Here is a 15,377-nt window from a genome sequence, read left to right as displayed (position 1 = left end):
CGGGCGCGCTTGTTACCGCGCCACGGCCCGGTCCTGCCGCTTCTTCGACTGATGTTCTCGCCACAGTGCGAACAGACCGGCGCCGACGATCACCGCAGCGCCAAGGGCGGTGGACGGCTCGATGGCCTCTCCGAACACCAGCACCCCCATCGTCGAGGCGAAGACCAGCTGGAAATACGCGAAAGGCTGGACCGAGGACGCCTCGGCCACCTCGTAGACCCGGATCAGCGTCCAGTGCCCCGCAGCGCCGGTGACGCACAGGATCGCCATCCAGACCCAGTCGCCGCCGGTCATCGGCTCCCAGAACCAGATGCCGACGAAGCTCATCAGCACCGCGCCCGCGACGCCGGTCCAGAAGAACGAGGTCGCGGCGCTGTCCTTGCGGGCCACGTAGCGGGTCAGCAGCCCGTACAGCGCGAACATCGCGGCCGAGCAAAGCGCGACCAGCGCCTGCGGCTCGAACACCCGCAGGCCGGGCTTCAGGATGATCAGCATTCCGACAAAGCCCGCGCCGACCGCGGCCCAGCGGCGCCAGCCGACTTTCTCGCCCAGCACCGGCCCCGACAGCGCCGCGATCAACAGCGGGTAGCAGGCGAAGATCGCGTGGCTTTCGACCAGGCCCAGCAGGGTGAAGGCCAGCACCATCACGCAGACCTCGCCCGCCAGCAGGATGCCCCGGAACACCTGCACCACCGGTTGCGTCGTGGCGGCGGCTTTGCGCAGTCCGCCGGCATTGCGCGAGGCGACGGTCATCACGAAGGCCGCGAAGAACCAGTAGCGGATCATCACCACCATGAAGACGTTGTAGTTGTCGGCAAGGTGGCGCGAGATGCCGTCCTGCACCGCGAAGATGAAGGTCGTCAGCACCATCAGCCAGATGCCGAGCTTGGTGTTCTGCACGCTCATGCCAGCCGCGCCACGGTCATGTGACGCTTGCGTCCGAACCCGGGGCGGCGTTCGACGGCAAAGCCCGCGTCGGCAAGGTTGCGCCGGACGAAGCCCGCGGCGGTATAGGTCGCGGCGGTTCCGCCGGGCGCGGTGTGGCGCGCGACCTGTTCCAGCAGCGGCGCTTCCCACAGTTCGGGGTTCTTTGCGGGCGAGAAGCCATCCAGAAACCACGCGTCCGCCGCGCCGTTCCATGCCGAAAGCGTTTCGCGCGCGTCGCCGATGACGACCTCGGCGCGCAGGCCGCCGGTCTCGATCACGGTCTCGCCACGCTCCCAAGCCGTCACCAGCGGCGCTGCGAGTTCGCCCAGTTCCGGAAAAGAGGCCAGCGCGCGCGACAGGTCGGCGGCGGGCAGGGGGAACGCCTCGAAGCTGGTAAAGCGCAGCGGGCCGGTGGCGCCCGACGCGCGCCACGCCTGAAGCGCGGTCAGCATGTTCAGTCCGGTGCCGAACCCCAGTTCGGCGATGTGGAACCCTTCGCGGAACCGCGCCGGAAGGTCGTTGCCGTCCAGAAAGACATGGCGCGTCTCTGCCAGTCCGTTATCCAGCGAATAGTACGGATCGTCGAACCGGGCCGACACGGGCACCGCGCCGTCGCGCCAAAGGGTTGCGGATGGATCGGGGGTCTGCATTTGAAGGGCCTAGCGGATTCGGCGCGACAATGCGGAAGGGAACGGGCAATGGCAATGGCGGACGTGACCGTGATGGGGGCCGGGATCTTCGGCGTCTCGGTGGCCTATGCCTGCGCCCGTCGTGGCGCGAAAGTGCAGGTGATCGAGACGCGCTGCCTTGCCGCCGGTTCCTCGGGCGGCATCGTCGGCGCGCTTGCGCCGCACGTGCCCGAGAACTGGAACCCGAAGAAGCAGTTCCAGCTTGAAAGCCTTCTGATGCAGCCGGCCTTCTGGGCTCGGGTCGAGGCGGAATCGAACGTGTCTTCCGGCTATGCCCGGCTTGGCCGGGTGCAGCCGCTGGCCGACGACCGTGCGGTGGAACTGGCCCGCCAGCGCGAAGTCACGGCGGCCGAGCTTTGGGGCGACGCGGCGGAATGGCGGGTGATCGACGCCGCCGAGGCGGGGGACTGGCGGCCCGAAAGCCCCACCGGCCTGTACGTCTGGGACAGCCTGACCGCCCGCGCCAGCCCGCGCGGCGCCTGCGCCAGCCTGTGGTGGGCCGCCTACAACGCGCATGGTGCGCGGCTGTCCTACGATCCGATGCCCGCGCGGGGCAAAGTCGTCTGGGCCACCGGCTACGAGGGTCTGGCCGAACTGTCGCAGGCGCTGGGCCGTAGCGTGGGAACCGGCGTGAAGGGGCAGGCCGTCGAGTTCAAACTCGATGCCGCCGACCGGCCGCAGATCTTCGCGGACGGCCTTCACATCGTGCCGCATCACAACGGCACGGTTGCAGTCGGGTCGACCAGCGAGCGGGACTTCGACGATCCCGAGTCGACGGACGACCAATGCGACGCGCTGATCGAGAAGGCGCGGGCCGTGTTTCCGCCCCTGCGCGACGCACCCGAGACGTTCCGGTGGGCCGGCGTTCGTCCACGCGCGCGCAGTCGCGCGCCCATGCTCGGGGCGTGGCCGGATCGCGAGGGGCATTTCATCGCCAACGGCGGCTTCAAGATCGGTTTCGGCATGGCGCCCAAGGTGGGCGAGGTCATGGCCGATCTGGTGCTGGAAGGACGCGATACGATCCCCGAGGGATTCCGGGTCGAGGACAGTCTCTAAGCCTCGGCGCCCAGATCCAGCGGGATGTGCCAGTTCACGCGCGTGAACTCGATGTCCATGCAAAGCCGCCCTTCCGCCGTGCGCACCAGCATCTTCCGCTCGCCCGTCAGGCAGAAATACACGGCTTCGTCGACCGTGACCGGCGACCGGGCGCGGAAGCTGAAGGCGCTGAGCGGGCCCAGCAGATCCTCGGCCATCGACAGGGCGCATTGGGCCAAGAGCGGCCCGTGCACCACCAGCCCGGAATAGCCCTCGACGTCCCGGGCATAGTCCGCGTCGTAGTGGATGCGGTGCCCGTTCAGCGTCAGGGCGGAATAGCGGAACAGAAGCACAGGGTCGAAGCGCTGTTCGAGAGCAAGAAATTCGCGCCCCTCGGCTTTAGGTGGCGCCACGTTCGCGCGCTGGTCGGGCGGGTCGCGATAGACAAGGTCCTGCCGCTCGGTGATGCACAGCCTGCCGTCCTGAACGATGTCATGCCGCAGGGTGACGAAACCCAGCCGCCCGGTCCGCCCCTCTTTCACCTCGGCGCGCTCGACGGTGCTGGTCTTCTCGGCCGGGTGCCCAAGCACCGGTGCCGAGTGGAACAAAAGCTGCCCTCCGGCCCACATCCGCATCGGCAGACCAAGGTTCGGGATCAGCCCGGGGCCGGTCGCCGGGTGCCCGTCGCGGCCAAGTGCTGCTGGACTTTGAGGGTCCCAGAAATAAATCTGGTGCCAGAAGGCGGGCATCGGGTCGCCCAGTCCCGGCGGCGCGCCGGGACGACCGAGCGCAAGATGCAGCGCGGTCGCGCGGGCCGGGTCGAGGCCGCACATGAAGGTCTGGGTTCTGCCGATGCTCTCGTGCATGTCGGTGAAAACCTACATGGCATGGAAGGAATTTGACAATTGTCAGTTATAGCGCTCGACCATCTTGTTCTGACCGTCGAGGACATCGACCGGACGGTCACATTCTATCGGGACGTGCTGGGCATGATGCCGGCGCCGTTCCACGACGCCGAAGGCGGCGAGCGCATGGCGCTTTCGTTCGGCGAACAGAAGATCAATTTGCATCAGGCCGGAGCCGAGTTCGAGCCGCGTGCAATCAAGGCCGCGCCGGGGACGGCTGACCTGTGTTTCCTGACCGAAGTGCAGCTTGAAACCTGGGTCGAGCATTTCGACCGACACCGCATTCCGCTTGTCGACGGCCCCGTGGCACGGACCGGCGCGACCGGGCCTTTGACCTCGGTCTACGTGCGTGACCCGGACGGCAACCTGATCGAAATCTCCGTGCGTGGCTGAGGTTGCGGCGCTGGGCCTTGGGGCTTGGCTGGTCTGCGCCTTCGCCGTGTTTTGCGGCACCTTCCTGCAACGGCTGACCGGGCAGGGCTTTGGCATGGTCGCTGCTCCGATCATCGCGCTGGTGGCGCCGGAATTCCTGCCCGCCGCCCTGTTGCTGCTTGGTACGGCGGTAGGGCTCGGCGCGACCGCCTTCGACCGGGGCGCGGTCGCGCGGGACGAATTGCCCGCAGGTTTCGCGGGCCGCGCGGTGGGCGCGGTGCTCGCGACCCTGATCGCGCTGGCGCTGCCCGACGCGGCGGCCTTCTCGGCGGTCGTGGCTCTGGTCGTTTATCTCGGGATCGCCCTGTCGCTTCTGGGTGTGCGGGTCGAGATCCGGCCCGCCACGCTGTTCCCGGCCGGAGTCGTTGCGGGGCTGATGGGAACGCTGACGGCGGTGGGCGCGCCGCCGATGGCGCTGTTGTATCAGCACGAAGAACAGCGCCGGTCGGCGGCGATGCAGAATACCTTTTTTGCGTGGGGCATGGTGGTGTCCATCGCCTCGCTTGCCGTGGCGGGGCTTGTGCGCTGGCCTCACGTCGTTCTGGCGGTGACTCTGCTGCCGGTTTCGCTGGTCGCGATCCGCGCCTCGCGCCCGATTGCGCGACGGGTGGCGCGGGCCAGCATCCGGCCCTACGCGCTGACGTTGGCGGGACTTGCGGCGACGGTGCTGCTGCTGAAGCAGATACTTTAGCGGGTCAGAGCCTCGACCGTGCCCGCCCGGACGGACAGCGGGTGGACGGCCAGCCGAGACGCGCGCGTTTCGGTCGTGGCGGGGCCCGCATAGGCCGCGCCGCCCAAAGCGACGGGCCAGTCGAGAACCAGCGGCGAGAACCCGGCGGGAGAGCGTTCGTTGCCGCTATGGTTCCCGGCAAGGAACAGCGCGCCGAACGCGGCGACTGCAACGATTTCGCGGATAAGGGAAGCGGGGCCGGACCCGGCCTTGGTCGTCATGCCTTCGGTGCCTTTCGAGCCCGTGGGGAAAGGCACGCCGATGCGCGCCCACCTCACGAACGCGCGATCAGGCCTGCGGGTTCCCTCGCAGCATGTCGATCTCCGATTTGAGTGCCTGCATCAGCGTCTCGACCGATTTCGCGTAGCGGTCGGACACCAGCCGGCCATCGTCGTCGAAGGCGTTCGACGAGTCCGCCACCGCGATGAACGGTCCCGGCACGATGCGCGGGCGGAACGGCGTCAGCGCGTGGCGCAGCATGTACTGTCCGACCTCGCCCCCGGCGCGGCCATCGTTGGCGGACATCACCGCGACCGGCTTGTTCGCCCACGGCCCGCCCTTGGTGCGGCTGACCCAGTCGAGCGCGTTCTTGATCACCCCGGTCACGGCACGGTTGTATTCCGGGCTGGAGATCACGACGCCGTCCGCCCCGGCGATCTGGTCCGACAGGGTCTGCGCGGCGGCAGGCACGCCTTCGGCCTCTTCGAGGTCGCCGTCGTAAAGCGGCAGACGCAGGTCGGCGATGGTCACGTCCGCCGCGCCGAACAGGCGAAACGCCTCTGCCAGAAGCTTGCGGTTGGTCGAGCCGGCGCGCAGCGCGCCCGAGATGCCAAGTAGCTTGTAGTCCGCCATGAAGGGTTCCTGTCCGGGCCGGGGTTATGAAGCGGATGATAAGGCGCGCCCGGCGCGGGGCAACTGCTTGCCGTTCCGGCAGGCCGGTGAAATGGTGGCGCCAACCGAGGACAGGAGGACGACATGGGGCAGGAGATCAGACACGGCGGACGGATACTTACGGATGCGCTGGCGGCGCATGGCGTGAGCCGCGTGTTCTCGGTGCCGGGCGAGAGCTTTCTAGCCGCGCTCGATGGGCTGTACGAAAGCGGAATTCAGAACATCGTCTGCCGTCACGAGGGCGGCGCGGCAATGATGGCCGATGCGATGGGCAAGATGACGGGACGGCCCGGCATCGCTTTCGTGACGCGCGGGCCGGGAGCAACGAATGCCTCGGCAGGTGTTCACGTGGCACAGCAGGACTCGACGCCGATGATCCTGTTCGTCGGCCAGATCGCGCGGAACCACCGCGACCGTGGCGCCTTTCAGGAAGTCGATTATCGCGCGATGTTCGGCACGGTTGCCAAGTGGGTGACCGAGATCGACCAGGTCGAGCGCATCCCCGAATACATCAACCGCGCCTTCCATGTCGCGATGTCGGGCCGCCCCGGCCCGGTGGTGCTGGCGCTGCCCGAGGACATGCTGTCCTCGACGGCGGAAGTTCCCGACCTGCCGCCGACCGCGACGCCCTCGGCGGGCGTGTCGGACGCGCAGGTGCAGGCGCTGCTGGATTTCCTCGGCAAGGCGAAGAAGCCGCTGGTGATCGCCGGTGGCCCGGGCTGGTCAGAGCAGGCCGCCCGCGATCTTCGGACCTTCGGCGAGGCGCAGGGCGTGCCGGTTACCGTGGCCTTCCGTCGGCAGGACTTCATCGACAACCGCTCGCCCGTCTACGCGGGCGACCTTGGCGTTGGGGCGAACCCCAAGCTGCTGGCGCGCGCGCGCGAGGCTGACGCGCTTCTGGTGCTGGGCAGCCGGATCGGCGACTGCGTCACGCAAGGGTATGAGCTGTGGGATCCGGCGGGTCCGGTGCCGCCGATCGCGCATGTGCATCCCGACCCGGACACTCCGGGCTCGGTCTATCGCTGCGATCTGGCGGTGACGGCACAGACCGCCGATGTCGTAGCCAAGCTGGCGCAGGCACCCAAGGCCGGGGACTGGGCCGACTGGACCGCCGCCGCTCGCGCCGACTACGAGGCATGGCAGACCCCGAAAGAGACGCCCGGCGCGGTGAAGCTGGAACAGGCGCTGCACTGGATGTCGAACAACCTGCCGGACGACGCGATGGTGACCAACGGGGCGGGGAACTATGCCGCGTTCCTGCATCGCTACTATCGCTTCCGCAGCTATCCAACGCAGGTCGCGCCGACTTCGGGTTCGATGGGCTACGGCTTTCCGGCGGCGGTCGCGGCCTCGTTGCAGTACCCGGACCGCGTCGTGATCTGCATGGCGGGCGACGGCTGTTTCCAGATGACGCTGAACGAAATGTCGACCGCGATGCAGTACGGCGCGAAGCCCATCGTGGTGGTCGCGAACAACGGCAAGTACGGCACAATTCGGATGCATCAGGAAAAGACCTATCCCGGCCGCGTCTCGGGGACCGAATGCCACAGCCCCGACTTCGCCGCCCTGGCTCGGGCCTATGGCGGGTTTGGCGTGACGGTGGAGAGCGACGCAGAGTTTCCGGCCGCGCTTGAGGCCGCAATCGCATCGGGCACCTTGGCGGTGATCGAACTGAAGCTGGACCCCGAGATGCTGACCACCGGCCAGACCGTCAGCGAGGTCCGCGCCGCCGCGATGGCGTAAGGCGTCAGGTAAGCAAGGGCCGCATCTCGAAGGCCAGCACCAATGCGCAAATCGCGGCGAGCCAGCTTGCCGCGACGCGCCAGCCGATGCTCAGCCAGTCGCGGGGCCAGCGTTCGAGCGTGGAAGCGACGAGCGCGGCTGGCGCGGCGACGGCGACGTTTGCGCCGAAGATCAGTCCGGCGTGGACGCCCAGCGGCAGCTCGAACAGGGCGTGGCCCTCGAAGCTGGACATCGTGGCGAGCAGCCCTGTCAGCGCGGCGAAACCCTGCGGAACCGGTGATGGCGGGTCCGGCTTCAGGGCCGCGAGCGCGCCGGTGACAAGGCCGAGCGCCAGTGCGGCGGCGGTTATTTCCGGCGGCATCAGGGGTGCAAGGAAAAGGCCCGCCGCCTGTCCGGCAAGCAACCACGGCCACACCGCGAGCATCCCGTCGCTGCGCCACCCGCCGACGAGTATCCCCAACGGCAGCAGGCACAGAACGATGGACGGCGCCGTAAGCGCCACGGCCACGCCTTGCGTGAACTGGTCGTAGATGCCGGACCCGCCCTCGAACGCATGCGCCGCGCCCGGGTCGGGGCGCAGCGCGAACAGGATCAGAAGTGGCGCGATGCGCCTCATGCGATGCCGGCGAGGAAGGCTCCACCGATGGCCGCGATGACCACGCCGGCCGCGCGGATCGCGTAGGTGCCCCACGGCAGTTTCGTCAGCAGGCCCAGCGCGATGCCGCACAGGTGCAAAAGCCCGGTGCCGATCACGAAGCCCACCGCGTAGGCGAAGGGGTTGGCGGCTTCGGGCAGCTCGGTGCCGTGCGCGTGGCCATGGAAGATCGCGAAGATGGCGACGATCACTGCGGCGATCCACAGCTCGGCCTTCACGGCGAAGGCGATCAGCAGGCCAAGCACGACGCCGGACAGCGCGATACCGGTCTCGACCGCCGGGATCGGAATGCCCATGACGCCAAGCGCGCCGCCGAAGGCCATGACCAGCGGGAAGACGATCGGCAGAAGCCAGATCGCGGGCGCGCCGAGGAAGGCGCCCCACAGGCCAACGGCGACCATGGCGATCACGTGGTCCCAGCCGAGGATCGGATGCGTGAAGCCCGACAGGAAGCCGCCGGTCACGCCTTCGCCGGTATGGGCTGCGGCGGCGCTGGCGACCAAGGCAAGGGCAACGCCAAGGGCGGCCCGGGTCAGTGTAGTGCGTGTGAGCGGACTATGAGGCATGTGGTTCTCCGTTTCATATCGTGGACCGCGCAGACGCCGCCCGGCCCGGTATTTTACCGGCACCATCATAGGGGTTACGCACGGTTCGGGGTTTTGGATCTGCCTCGCCGCCGGAACAGCCCGGCGCTGGGTCGGGTTACCGGTACCCGAGAATAGCGCGATGCGCTAGAACTCGACACCGATCTGCGCCTTGATGCCGGACCGGAACGGGTGCTTGACCAGCTCCATCTCGGTGACGAGATCGGCGATCTCGATCAGCTCGTCCTTGGCATTGCGGCCGGTCAGGACGACATGGGTCATCTCTGGTTTTTCGGTCTGAAGGAACGCCACGACCTCGGCGATGTCGATGTAGTCGTACCGCAGCGCGATGTTGATCTCGTCCAGCAGCACCATCCGGTTCGCCGGATCGCGGATCAGTTCTTTCGCCTTGGCCCACGCGGCCTGCGCCATCTCGATATCGCGGGACCGGTCCTGCGTTTCCCAGGTAAAGCCCTCGCCCATGGTGTGGAACTGGCAGACGTCCGAGAATCGGCTTTCGATCAGGTCGCGCTCGCCGGTGGACATGCCGCCCTTGATGAACTGCACCACGGCGCACGGCATGCCGTGGGCGATACAGCGGAAGATCATTCCGAAGGCGGCGGTCGACTTGCCCTTGCCCTTGCCGGTGTGGACGACGATCAGACCCTTCTCTTCGGTCTTGGTCGACATGATCTTGTCGCGGGCGGCCTTCTTCTTCGCCATCTTGGCGGCGTGGCGGCCATCGTCGCCGGGGGTTCCGTCGGTCTGGGTCTCTTCCGTCATTGCGCCGGTACTTCTCGTTCCATGGTGATGCTTGTCGGGCGGTCAAACCCTTCATGGGACGTGGTGCCGGTGATGGCAAACCCCAATGCGTTGAAAGTGGCGTGGTTTTCCGTCAGTTCGACGCGGGTCTGCAGCATCAGGACGGGCAGCGCCAGTTCCCGGGCGCGGGTTTCGGCCACCGCGACAAGCTTGCGCGCCAGCCCCCGCCCCCGGTGCGAGGCGGCGACGGCCAGCTTGCCGATATACATCGCGCTGGGCTTCGCCGTGAGGAAGGCGCAGGCCACGGGGCGGTTGTTGTCCTCGATTACCCAGACCTCGCCCAGCCGTGCCTGTTCGGCGATCAAAGCCTCGGTCAGGCCGTGCATCGACGAGGGCGGATCGATCCGGCCCTGCATATAGGCGAACTCGTACTGGATCAGCATCAGAATCGCGTGCCAGTCGTAGGGGTCCGCCGCACGGAATGGGGTGCCCTCTGCCATACCAGACAGAGGACACCCGATTTTAACGTTCTTCAAGCCTAAAGAGGGGTTTGCGCTATTCCGCCGGCAAGGCGACGCCGCCGCGCGGCTGGCCGAAGTGCCGCCGGTTCAGGCGGAACACCAGCCAGATCATCGCAAGCTGGAAGGCCAGCGCGATGGCGGTCAGCCCCCAGTACCCGGCCGAGAACTTGGCGACGAGACCATTGGCGACGAGGCCCTTGTTGATCCAGAAGTGCAGCATGACGCTCATCGCGACGCCGGGGCAGACCAGCGCGTAAGAGCCGGGAGACGCCTCGGTGCCGAAGACGAAGGCCGACAGATAGCCCTGACGTTTCATGACCGCGAGCCCCAGCAGCAGGAAGACGACCTGCACCGCCAGCATCCGGGTCAAAAAGACCAGCGTGTCGGCGGGCGTGGTGTGGCCGTCGAACGAAACGTGCAGACCGTGGTCCTGCCGCAGGAACATGATGCCCAGAACGGTCAGCAGCGGCACGATGATCATCAGCGTCGGGCCGGATTCGCGGGCGGTGCCATAGTGCAGCATCGCGTTGAAGCCGGTGATCGCGGCGACGATCGCATAAACGATGCCGGCCATCCCGAAGAAGGTCGAGCCGATCAGGCTGATGCCCTGAACCAGCGGGGTCGTGCTCATTGCGGCGGGCGCGGCGAAACCGACGGCGACCATGGTCAGAGAGAAGGCGGGCAGCAACTGCGCAAAGCTATTGTGCGCGGTCATGTCGAACAGGCCGCCCTTGGCGAGCACGCGGCCAAGGAAATCTCCGATCATCCGCAGCGCAATGACGCCGATGGCGAGGAAGGCGATCATGGCGAAGGGGAAGAGATACTCGACGATCCCCCACAGCCCCGGCACGAAGACCAGCCCAAGGATGAAACCCGCGTTGACGCCCATCGCCAGCGCCAGCGGCATGGCAAGAAGCTGGGTTTCGGCGTTCGAGTTCTTCAGCTTGGCGAAGGCTTCCGTCTTACGCAGCGCGGCATACTGGCGCAGGTTCCAGATCAGCGATTTGAAGTGCAGCACGGCGAAGACGGCGATCCCGGCCATGGCGATCACGATCATGCCCTGGGTGGTCGGACCGCCGGTGGAAAAGGCGGCGGCGATGTCCTCGAAGATCGGGACCGGACGACCGGGATGCGGCACCCAGAACATCAGGTACATGAAAAAGGTGACGGCAAGCCCGCCCGCACCCAGCGCGGCGAGGAAGTAGAGCGGCGAATAGATGTCCGCCGGACGGTGTGACGAGATGGCCATTGGAGCCTCCATATTCATATTCATGAATGTGAATATAGGAAGCCCGGGCCGCGTTACATTGATCTGCGTCAAACTGCCGTGCCACGGGGGGCGCGGCGGTCAGTCGAGCCGTTTGCGGAAGAAGTGGCGGCTGTGCCCGGTGGGCGTGTCATCCAGAGACCCGAATTCCTCGAAGCCAAGCTTGCGATAGAAGTCGGGCGCCTGAAACGAGTAGGTGTCCAGCCAGATGCCGGTGGCGCCGCGATCGCGCACTTCTGCCTCGATGCGCCCGATCAGTTGCTGCCCGATGCCACGGCCGCGGGCGGCCTCGGACACCGCAAGCAGGGTGACATAGGCCCAGCCCTGCGTCATCCGGGCGGTAATCCCGCCGAGGAACACGTCGCCGTCCCAAGCTTCGAACGCCATGTTGTCGATCACGAAGGGCAGGCCTTTCGCATCGGAATCCGCGTCGAGCAGGTTTTCGACGCGCGTGGCGGTCTCGGTCCTTGCAGCGGTGGTGTTCCGGATCTCAAGGCTCATTGGCGCAACCTTTCCAGCAGTCCACGGGCCGAGTTGGACCGGGGGGTCCACAGACCACGATCCATTGCCTCCTGCAACCGGTCGGCAATCTCGCGCAGCGCGGGCGCGTTGTGGTCCGCGATGAAGTCCCGGGTCGCCTCGTCCTCAAGGAATGCCGCATGCACGAGGTCGAAGTGATGGTCGCGCACCGCGCCGGTGGTGGCGGCGAAGGCGAAAAGGTAATCGACCGTCGCCGCGATCTCGAACGCGCCTTTGTAGCCATGGCGCTTGACGCCCTCGATCCACTTCGGGTTCACGACACGCGAGCGCACGACGCGGCCGATTTCTTCGTCCAGCGTGCGGATCACCGGACGTTCCGGGCGGGAATGGTCGTTGTGATAGACCGGACGCGCCTGTCCCTGAAGGTGCTGCACGGCAGCTGCCGCGCCGCCCTCGAACTGGTAATAATCGTCGCTGTCCAGCAGGTCGTGTTCGCGGTTGTCCTGGTTCTGGACGATGGCCTCGGCCTGACCCAGCCGCTTTTCCAGCGCATCGCGGGCAGGCGTGCCCTCGGCGCCCTCGCCGTAGGCGTAGCTGCCCCATGTCAGGTAGGCCTCGGCCAGATCGGCGGTGTCGTTCCAGATCCGTTCGTCGATCAGCGCCTGCAGTCCCGCGCCATAAGCCCCCGGTTTCGAACCGAAGACGCGGTGCTGCCCACCGGCGCCCTCGGTCCGGGCGCGGGCGGCGGCGGGGTTCATGTCGTCGGGTTCGTCCAGCGCCATGACCGCGCGGGCCGCCTTGTCGAACAGCGCGATCTGGTGCGGGAAGGCGTCGCGGAAGAAGCCCGAAACGCGCAGGGTGACGTCGACCCGGGGGCGGCCAAGGGCGGTGTGCGGGATGATCTCGTACCCCGTGACGCGGCGGCTGGCGGCGTCCCACGTGGGCTTTACGCCCATCAGCGCGAGACCTTGGGCGATGTCGTCGCCGCCGGTGCGCATGTTCGCAGTGCCCCACGCGGTCACAAGCATGGCGCGCGGCCAGTCGCCGTTGTCCTGAAGGTGGCGGTCGATCAGCAGGTTCGCGGATTTCCATCCCAGCGCCCAGGCGGCCTGCGTCGGCACCGCGCGGCTGTCGACCGAGAAGAAATTGCGCCCCGTCGGCAGCACGTCGGGCCGCCCGCGCGTCGGCGCGCCGGATGGACCGGGGGCAACGAACCTCCCGGACAATGCGGTCAGCAGCGCCTGACCCTCTGCGTCGCCGCACGCGGCGAGGGCGGGGCGCAGGCGGGTTTCGATTTCCTCAAGAACAAGGGCCGAGGCCGGTCCCGGTGCCTGCGGTCCGGCGTCCTGTCCCTCCTCCCGCAGGAGCGTCTGGGCGAGCAGTTCCAGACGCTCCACCGTATCGCCGTTCGTGCGCCAAGGGTCCGGTGACAGCCGAACCAGCGCCTTTGGAGTTTCGGCGACCGGGGCCGCCATGTCGCAATCGAGCGGATCCACGGTCAAGCCGAGATCCGACGACAACGCGCGCAGCAAAGACGCGTCTGTGCCTTTTCCGTCACCCCGCGGCGTGCGCGCCAGAGCGATGGCCAGATCGCGTTCCTGCTGCCCGGTCGGCGACTGCCCGAAGATATGCAGCCCGTCGCGGATCTGCGCCTCTTTCAGCTCGCACAGGTAGGCGTCGAGTTTCGCAAGGTCGGTCTCTTCGTCATCGCCGGTCATCCCCGCATCGCTGTCGATCCCGGTGGCCGAGGTCAGCGACAGGATCTCGCGCCGCAGATGCGCGATGCGGCGGGGGTCGACGCCGGCGGCTTCGAAATATTCGTCGACGAGCGCTTCAAGGTCCTTCAGCGGCCCGTAGGTCTCGGCGCGGGTCAGCGGCGGGGTCAGGTGGTTGACGATCACCGCCTGCGCGCGGCGCTTGGCCTGGGTGCCCTCGCCGGGGTCGTTGACGATGAACGGGTAGATATGCGGCACCGGGCCAAGCACCGCCTCGGGCAGGCACTGGTCCGACAGCGCCAGCGCCTTGCCGGGCAGCCATTCGAGGTTGCCGTGCTTGCCCATGTGCACGATGGCCTGCGCGCCCCAGTGATCGCGCAGCCAGATGTAGAAGGCGAGGTAGTTGTGTGGCGGGACGAGGTCCGGCGAATGGTAGGTTTCGGTCGGGTCGATGTTGTAGCCGCGCGCGGGCTGAAGGCCTATCACCACGTTGCCGAACCGGTGGATCGAAAGGTGAAAGCCGCCTTCGGCGGCTCGCTGCGCGGCAGGTATTTGGGAAGAGAAGAAGCGGTCGTCTTCCGGTTTGCCCCAACGGCTTTCGATCCGGCTGCGCACCTCCCACGGAAGCTGCTTGTAGTGGTCCAGATAGGTTTCCAGCGGCAGGATCTCGCCCCCATCGCGGTGGGCGCGGTCGGTGAGCCAGTTGGTAGGGCCGTCCATCAGGCGGCGCATCAGCGCGTCGCTGTCGGCAGGGATGCCGTCAAGGTCGTATCCGGCGTCGGCAAGCAGGTTCAGCACATGGACGGTGCCGGCGGGGGTGTCGAGGCCGACGCCGTTGGCAAGGCGGCCGTCCTTGTTGGGGTAGTTGGCAAGGACAAGGGCGGTTTTGCGCTGCGCTTCGGGGGTGCGTCGGAGCGTCGCCCAGTTGGCGGCGAGCCGCGCCACGAAGTCGATCCGGTCACCGCGGGCGCGGTAGGTGGCGATGGGGCATTCGGTGGCGTCGTCGAAGAACGCCTCTCCCTTGAAGGACACGGCGCGGGACAGGATGCGGCCATCGACCTCGGGCAGAGCCACGTTCATCGCGATGTCGCGGGCGGACAGGCCGGTCAGGCCGTCTTCCCACGCTTCCTCGGTCATGGCGGACAGGACCACCTGGAACACGGGCGCGGCGTTGGCGAAGGGTGCGGCAAGCGGGTTGGCCGCGCCGCCGCCTTCCGGCGTGCCGGTGGCGAAGGCGGTGCAGTTCAGGATGACGTCGGGCGGGGCCTCGGTGAACAGGTGTTCCAGCGTGGCGACCGATACCGGGTCTTTCAGGGACGCCACGAAGACCGGCATCGGATTCAGCCCGGCGCGCAGCAGGGACCGCGTCATCCGGTTGATCGGGTTCAGCCCGGCGCCCTGCACCAGTGCACGGTAGAAGATCATCGGCACGACGGGCGCGTCGGGTCGCCATGCGTCGCTGAGGGTGGCGAGGTCGGTCAGACCGGCGCCGGGCCAGTAGAGACCCGCCCGCAGAAGCGGTTTCGCGGGCGGCGGGGCATCGGACCCGTCCAGCATATGTTTCGTGTGGGCGAGGAAGTTGGCCGCGTTCTCCGGCCCGCCTTCGACGAGGTAGGACCAGAGCGCGTCGTAGTCGGCGTTGGACACGGTGGACAGGCGGCGCAGGTCGGCGTCGGGTTGGTCGTCGCCGGGCAGCAGCGCAAGGGGAACGCCTGCGTCATGACAGTGGGCTGCGTATTGTTCCACGCCGTAGCGCCAGTAGCCCATGCCGCCAAGGACGCGGGCGATGACAAGGCTGGACTTCGTTGCGCAGGCCTCGATATGCAGGTCGACCGACATCGGGTGGCGCAGGTGCATGATGCTGGCAAGGCGCAGGGTCGGGGCGTCCGCCATCGACCCGCGCGCTTCGGACAGCGCCGCAAGCTCGGTGTCGGCGGCGGACAGGAAGACGACGTCGGCGGGGGTCTGGTTCAGGTCGACCGGTTCGCTGTCATCGACGGTGCCGGGGGTGGCGGCGAGAAGGTGCATCGGGCGGGCCTTG

At 67.5% G+C, this 15,377-nt stretch carries 16 protein-coding genes; 4 read left to right on the top strand and 12 right to left on the bottom strand.

Annotation, left to right across the window (positions count from 1 at the left end; translation table 11 throughout):
- Positions 1 to 12 precede the first annotated feature (12 nt).
- Positions 13 to 906, bottom strand: a complete 894-nt coding sequence (locus tag ACP156_RS20575) for a DMT family transporter (RefSeq protein WP_425053256.1) — start codon at positions 904 to 906, stop codon at positions 13 to 15.
- Positions 903 to 1,577, bottom strand: coding sequence for a tRNA (5-methylaminomethyl-2-thiouridine)(34)-methyltransferase MnmD (gene mnmD, locus ACP156_RS20570; protein ID WP_425053255.1), 675 nt, complete (start codon positions 1,575 to 1,577; stop codon positions 903 to 905). The genes ACP156_RS20575 and mnmD overlap by 4 nt, the downstream gene beginning before the upstream one ends.
- A 48-nt stretch (positions 1,578 to 1,625) precedes the next feature.
- On the opposite strand from mnmD, the gene ACP156_RS20565 reads away from it, so the two are divergent.
- Positions 1,626 to 2,672: an NAD(P)/FAD-dependent oxidoreductase gene (locus tag ACP156_RS20565; RefSeq protein WP_425053254.1), complete on the top strand. Its 1,047-nt coding sequence runs from the start codon at positions 1,626 to 1,628 to the stop codon at positions 2,670 to 2,672.
- Here the strand turns inward: ACP156_RS20565 and ACP156_RS20560 are convergent.
- Positions 2,669 to 3,517, bottom strand: a complete 849-nt coding sequence (locus ACP156_RS20560; RefSeq protein ID WP_425053253.1) for an acyl dehydratase — start codon at positions 3,515 to 3,517, stop codon at positions 2,669 to 2,671. The two genes, ACP156_RS20565 and ACP156_RS20560, sit on opposite strands and share 4 nt — an antisense overlap.
- A gap of 39 nt (positions 3,518 to 3,556) precedes the next feature.
- Between ACP156_RS20560 and ACP156_RS20555 the strand changes: the two genes are divergently transcribed.
- Both ACP156_RS20555 and ACP156_RS20550 read left to right on the top strand, forming a co-directional pair.
- Positions 3,557 to 3,949, top strand: a complete 393-nt coding sequence (locus ACP156_RS20555; protein ID WP_425053252.1) for a VOC family protein — start codon at positions 3,557 to 3,559, stop codon at positions 3,947 to 3,949.
- Entirely contained in the window at positions 3,942 to 4,679 is a 738-nt protein-coding gene (locus tag ACP156_RS20550) for a TSUP family transporter (RefSeq protein WP_425053251.1), read from the top strand. The genes ACP156_RS20555 and ACP156_RS20550 overlap by 8 nt, the downstream gene beginning before the upstream one ends.
- Here ACP156_RS20550 and ACP156_RS20545 read toward each other — a convergent pair.
- Together ACP156_RS20545 and ACP156_RS20540 are read right to left on the bottom strand one after the other, a co-directional pair.
- On the bottom strand, positions 4,676 to 4,975 hold the full coding sequence (locus ACP156_RS20545) for a hypothetical protein (protein ID WP_425053250.1): 300 nt from the start codon (positions 4,973 to 4,975) through the stop codon (positions 4,676 to 4,678). The genes ACP156_RS20550 and ACP156_RS20545 overlap by 4 nt on opposite strands.
- 31 nt (positions 4,976 to 5,006) lie before the next feature.
- Complete coding sequence (locus ACP156_RS20540) at positions 5,007 to 5,570, bottom strand: NADPH-dependent FMN reductase (protein ID WP_425053249.1); 564 nt, start codon at positions 5,568 to 5,570, stop codon at positions 5,007 to 5,009.
- 123 nt (positions 5,571 to 5,693) lie between these two features.
- Between ACP156_RS20540 and ACP156_RS20535 the strand changes: the two genes are divergently transcribed.
- On the top strand, positions 5,694 to 7,352 hold the full coding sequence (locus ACP156_RS20535; protein WP_425053248.1) for a thiamine pyrophosphate-binding protein: 1,659 nt from the start codon (positions 5,694 to 5,696) through the stop codon (positions 7,350 to 7,352).
- A gap of 4 nt (positions 7,353 to 7,356) precedes the next feature.
- Here the strand turns inward: ACP156_RS20535 and ACP156_RS20530 are convergent, their stop codons facing one another.
- The 7 genes from ACP156_RS20530 to cobN all read right to left on the bottom strand — a co-directional run bounded on the left by ACP156_RS20530 (position 7,357) and on the right by cobN (position 15,364).
- Complete coding sequence (locus tag ACP156_RS20530) at positions 7,357 to 7,968, bottom strand: hypothetical protein (RefSeq protein ID WP_425053247.1); 612 nt, start codon at positions 7,966 to 7,968, stop codon at positions 7,357 to 7,359.
- Positions 7,965 to 8,573, bottom strand: a complete 609-nt coding sequence (locus tag ACP156_RS20525) for a HupE/UreJ family protein (protein WP_425053246.1) — start codon at positions 8,571 to 8,573, stop codon at positions 7,965 to 7,967. Before ACP156_RS20525 ends, ACP156_RS20530 begins: the two co-directional genes overlap by 4 nt.
- Positions 8,574 to 8,738: 165 nt before the next feature.
- Positions 8,739 to 9,374, bottom strand: coding sequence for a cob(I)yrinic acid a,c-diamide adenosyltransferase (cobO, locus tag ACP156_RS20520; protein ID WP_425053245.1), 636 nt, complete (start codon positions 9,372 to 9,374; stop codon positions 8,739 to 8,741).
- The gene (locus ACP156_RS20515; protein WP_425053244.1) at positions 9,371 to 9,853 is read right to left on the bottom strand and encodes a GNAT family N-acetyltransferase; all 483 of its coding nucleotides are present in this window, start codon (positions 9,851 to 9,853) and stop codon (positions 9,371 to 9,373) included. The genes cobO and ACP156_RS20515 overlap by 4 nt, the downstream gene beginning before the upstream one ends.
- A gap of 55 nt (positions 9,854 to 9,908) precedes the next feature.
- Positions 9,909 to 11,123, bottom strand: a complete 1,215-nt coding sequence (locus ACP156_RS20510; RefSeq protein ID WP_425053243.1) for a TsoY family (seleno)protein — start codon at positions 11,121 to 11,123, stop codon at positions 9,909 to 9,911.
- A gap of 99 nt (positions 11,124 to 11,222) precedes the next feature.
- Positions 11,223 to 11,642, bottom strand: a complete 420-nt coding sequence (locus ACP156_RS20505; RefSeq protein ID WP_425053242.1) for a GNAT family N-acetyltransferase — start codon at positions 11,640 to 11,642, stop codon at positions 11,223 to 11,225.
- Positions 11,639 to 15,364, bottom strand: coding sequence for a cobaltochelatase subunit CobN (gene cobN / locus ACP156_RS20500; RefSeq protein ID WP_425053241.1), 3,726 nt, complete (start codon positions 15,362 to 15,364; stop codon positions 11,639 to 11,641). The genes ACP156_RS20505 and cobN overlap by 4 nt, the downstream gene beginning before the upstream one ends.
- Positions 15,365 to 15,377: the final 13 nt, after the last annotated feature.

It is taken from the genome of Psychromarinibacter sp. S121, assembly GCF_049801035.1.
Lineage (GTDB): Bacteria > Pseudomonadota > Alphaproteobacteria > Rhodobacterales > Rhodobacteraceae > Psychromarinibacter.
Note: the sequence above shows the minus strand (reverse complement) of the source record. Positions and strands in the feature narration are given on the sequence as shown.

Coding starts and splice junctions, on each gene's coding strand:
- cobN (WP_425053241.1), bottom strand. CDS start 15,364: ATGCACCTTCTCGCCGCCACCCCCGGCACCGTCGATGACAGCGAACCG.
- ACP156_RS20560 (WP_425053253.1), bottom strand. CDS start 3,517: ATGCACGAGAGCATCGGCAGAACCCAGACCTTCATGTGCGGCCTCGAC.
- ACP156_RS20515 (WP_425053244.1), bottom strand. CDS start 9,853: ATGGCAGAGGGCACCCCATTCCGTGCGGCGGACCCCTACGACTGGCAC.
- ACP156_RS20535 (WP_425053248.1), top strand. CDS start 5,694: ATGGGGCAGGAGATCAGACACGGCGGACGGATACTTACGGATGCGCTG.
- ACP156_RS20505 (WP_425053242.1), bottom strand. CDS start 11,642: ATGAGCCTTGAGATCCGGAACACCACCGCTGCAAGGACCGAGACCGCC.
- mnmD (WP_425053255.1), bottom strand. CDS start 1,577: ATGCAGACCCCCGATCCATCCGCAACCCTTTGGCGCGACGGCGCGGTG.
- ACP156_RS20530 (WP_425053247.1), bottom strand. CDS start 7,968: ATGAGGCGCATCGCGCCACTTCTGATCCTGTTCGCGCTGCGCCCCGAC.
- ACP156_RS20575 (WP_425053256.1), bottom strand. CDS start 906: ATGAGCGTGCAGAACACCAAGCTCGGCATCTGGCTGATGGTGCTGACG.
- ACP156_RS20565 (WP_425053254.1), top strand. CDS start 1,626: ATGGCAATGGCGGACGTGACCGTGATGGGGGCCGGGATCTTCGGCGTC.
- cobO (WP_425053245.1), bottom strand. CDS start 9,374: ATGACGGAAGAGACCCAGACCGACGGAACCCCCGGCGACGATGGCCGC.
- ACP156_RS20525 (WP_425053246.1), bottom strand. CDS start 8,573: ATGCCTCATAGTCCGCTCACACGCACTACACTGACCCGGGCCGCCCTT.
- ACP156_RS20510 (WP_425053243.1), bottom strand. CDS start 11,123: ATGGCCATCTCGTCACACCGTCCGGCGGACATCTATTCGCCGCTCTAC.
- ACP156_RS20540 (WP_425053249.1), bottom strand. CDS start 5,570: ATGGCGGACTACAAGCTACTTGGCATCTCGGGCGCGCTGCGCGCCGGC.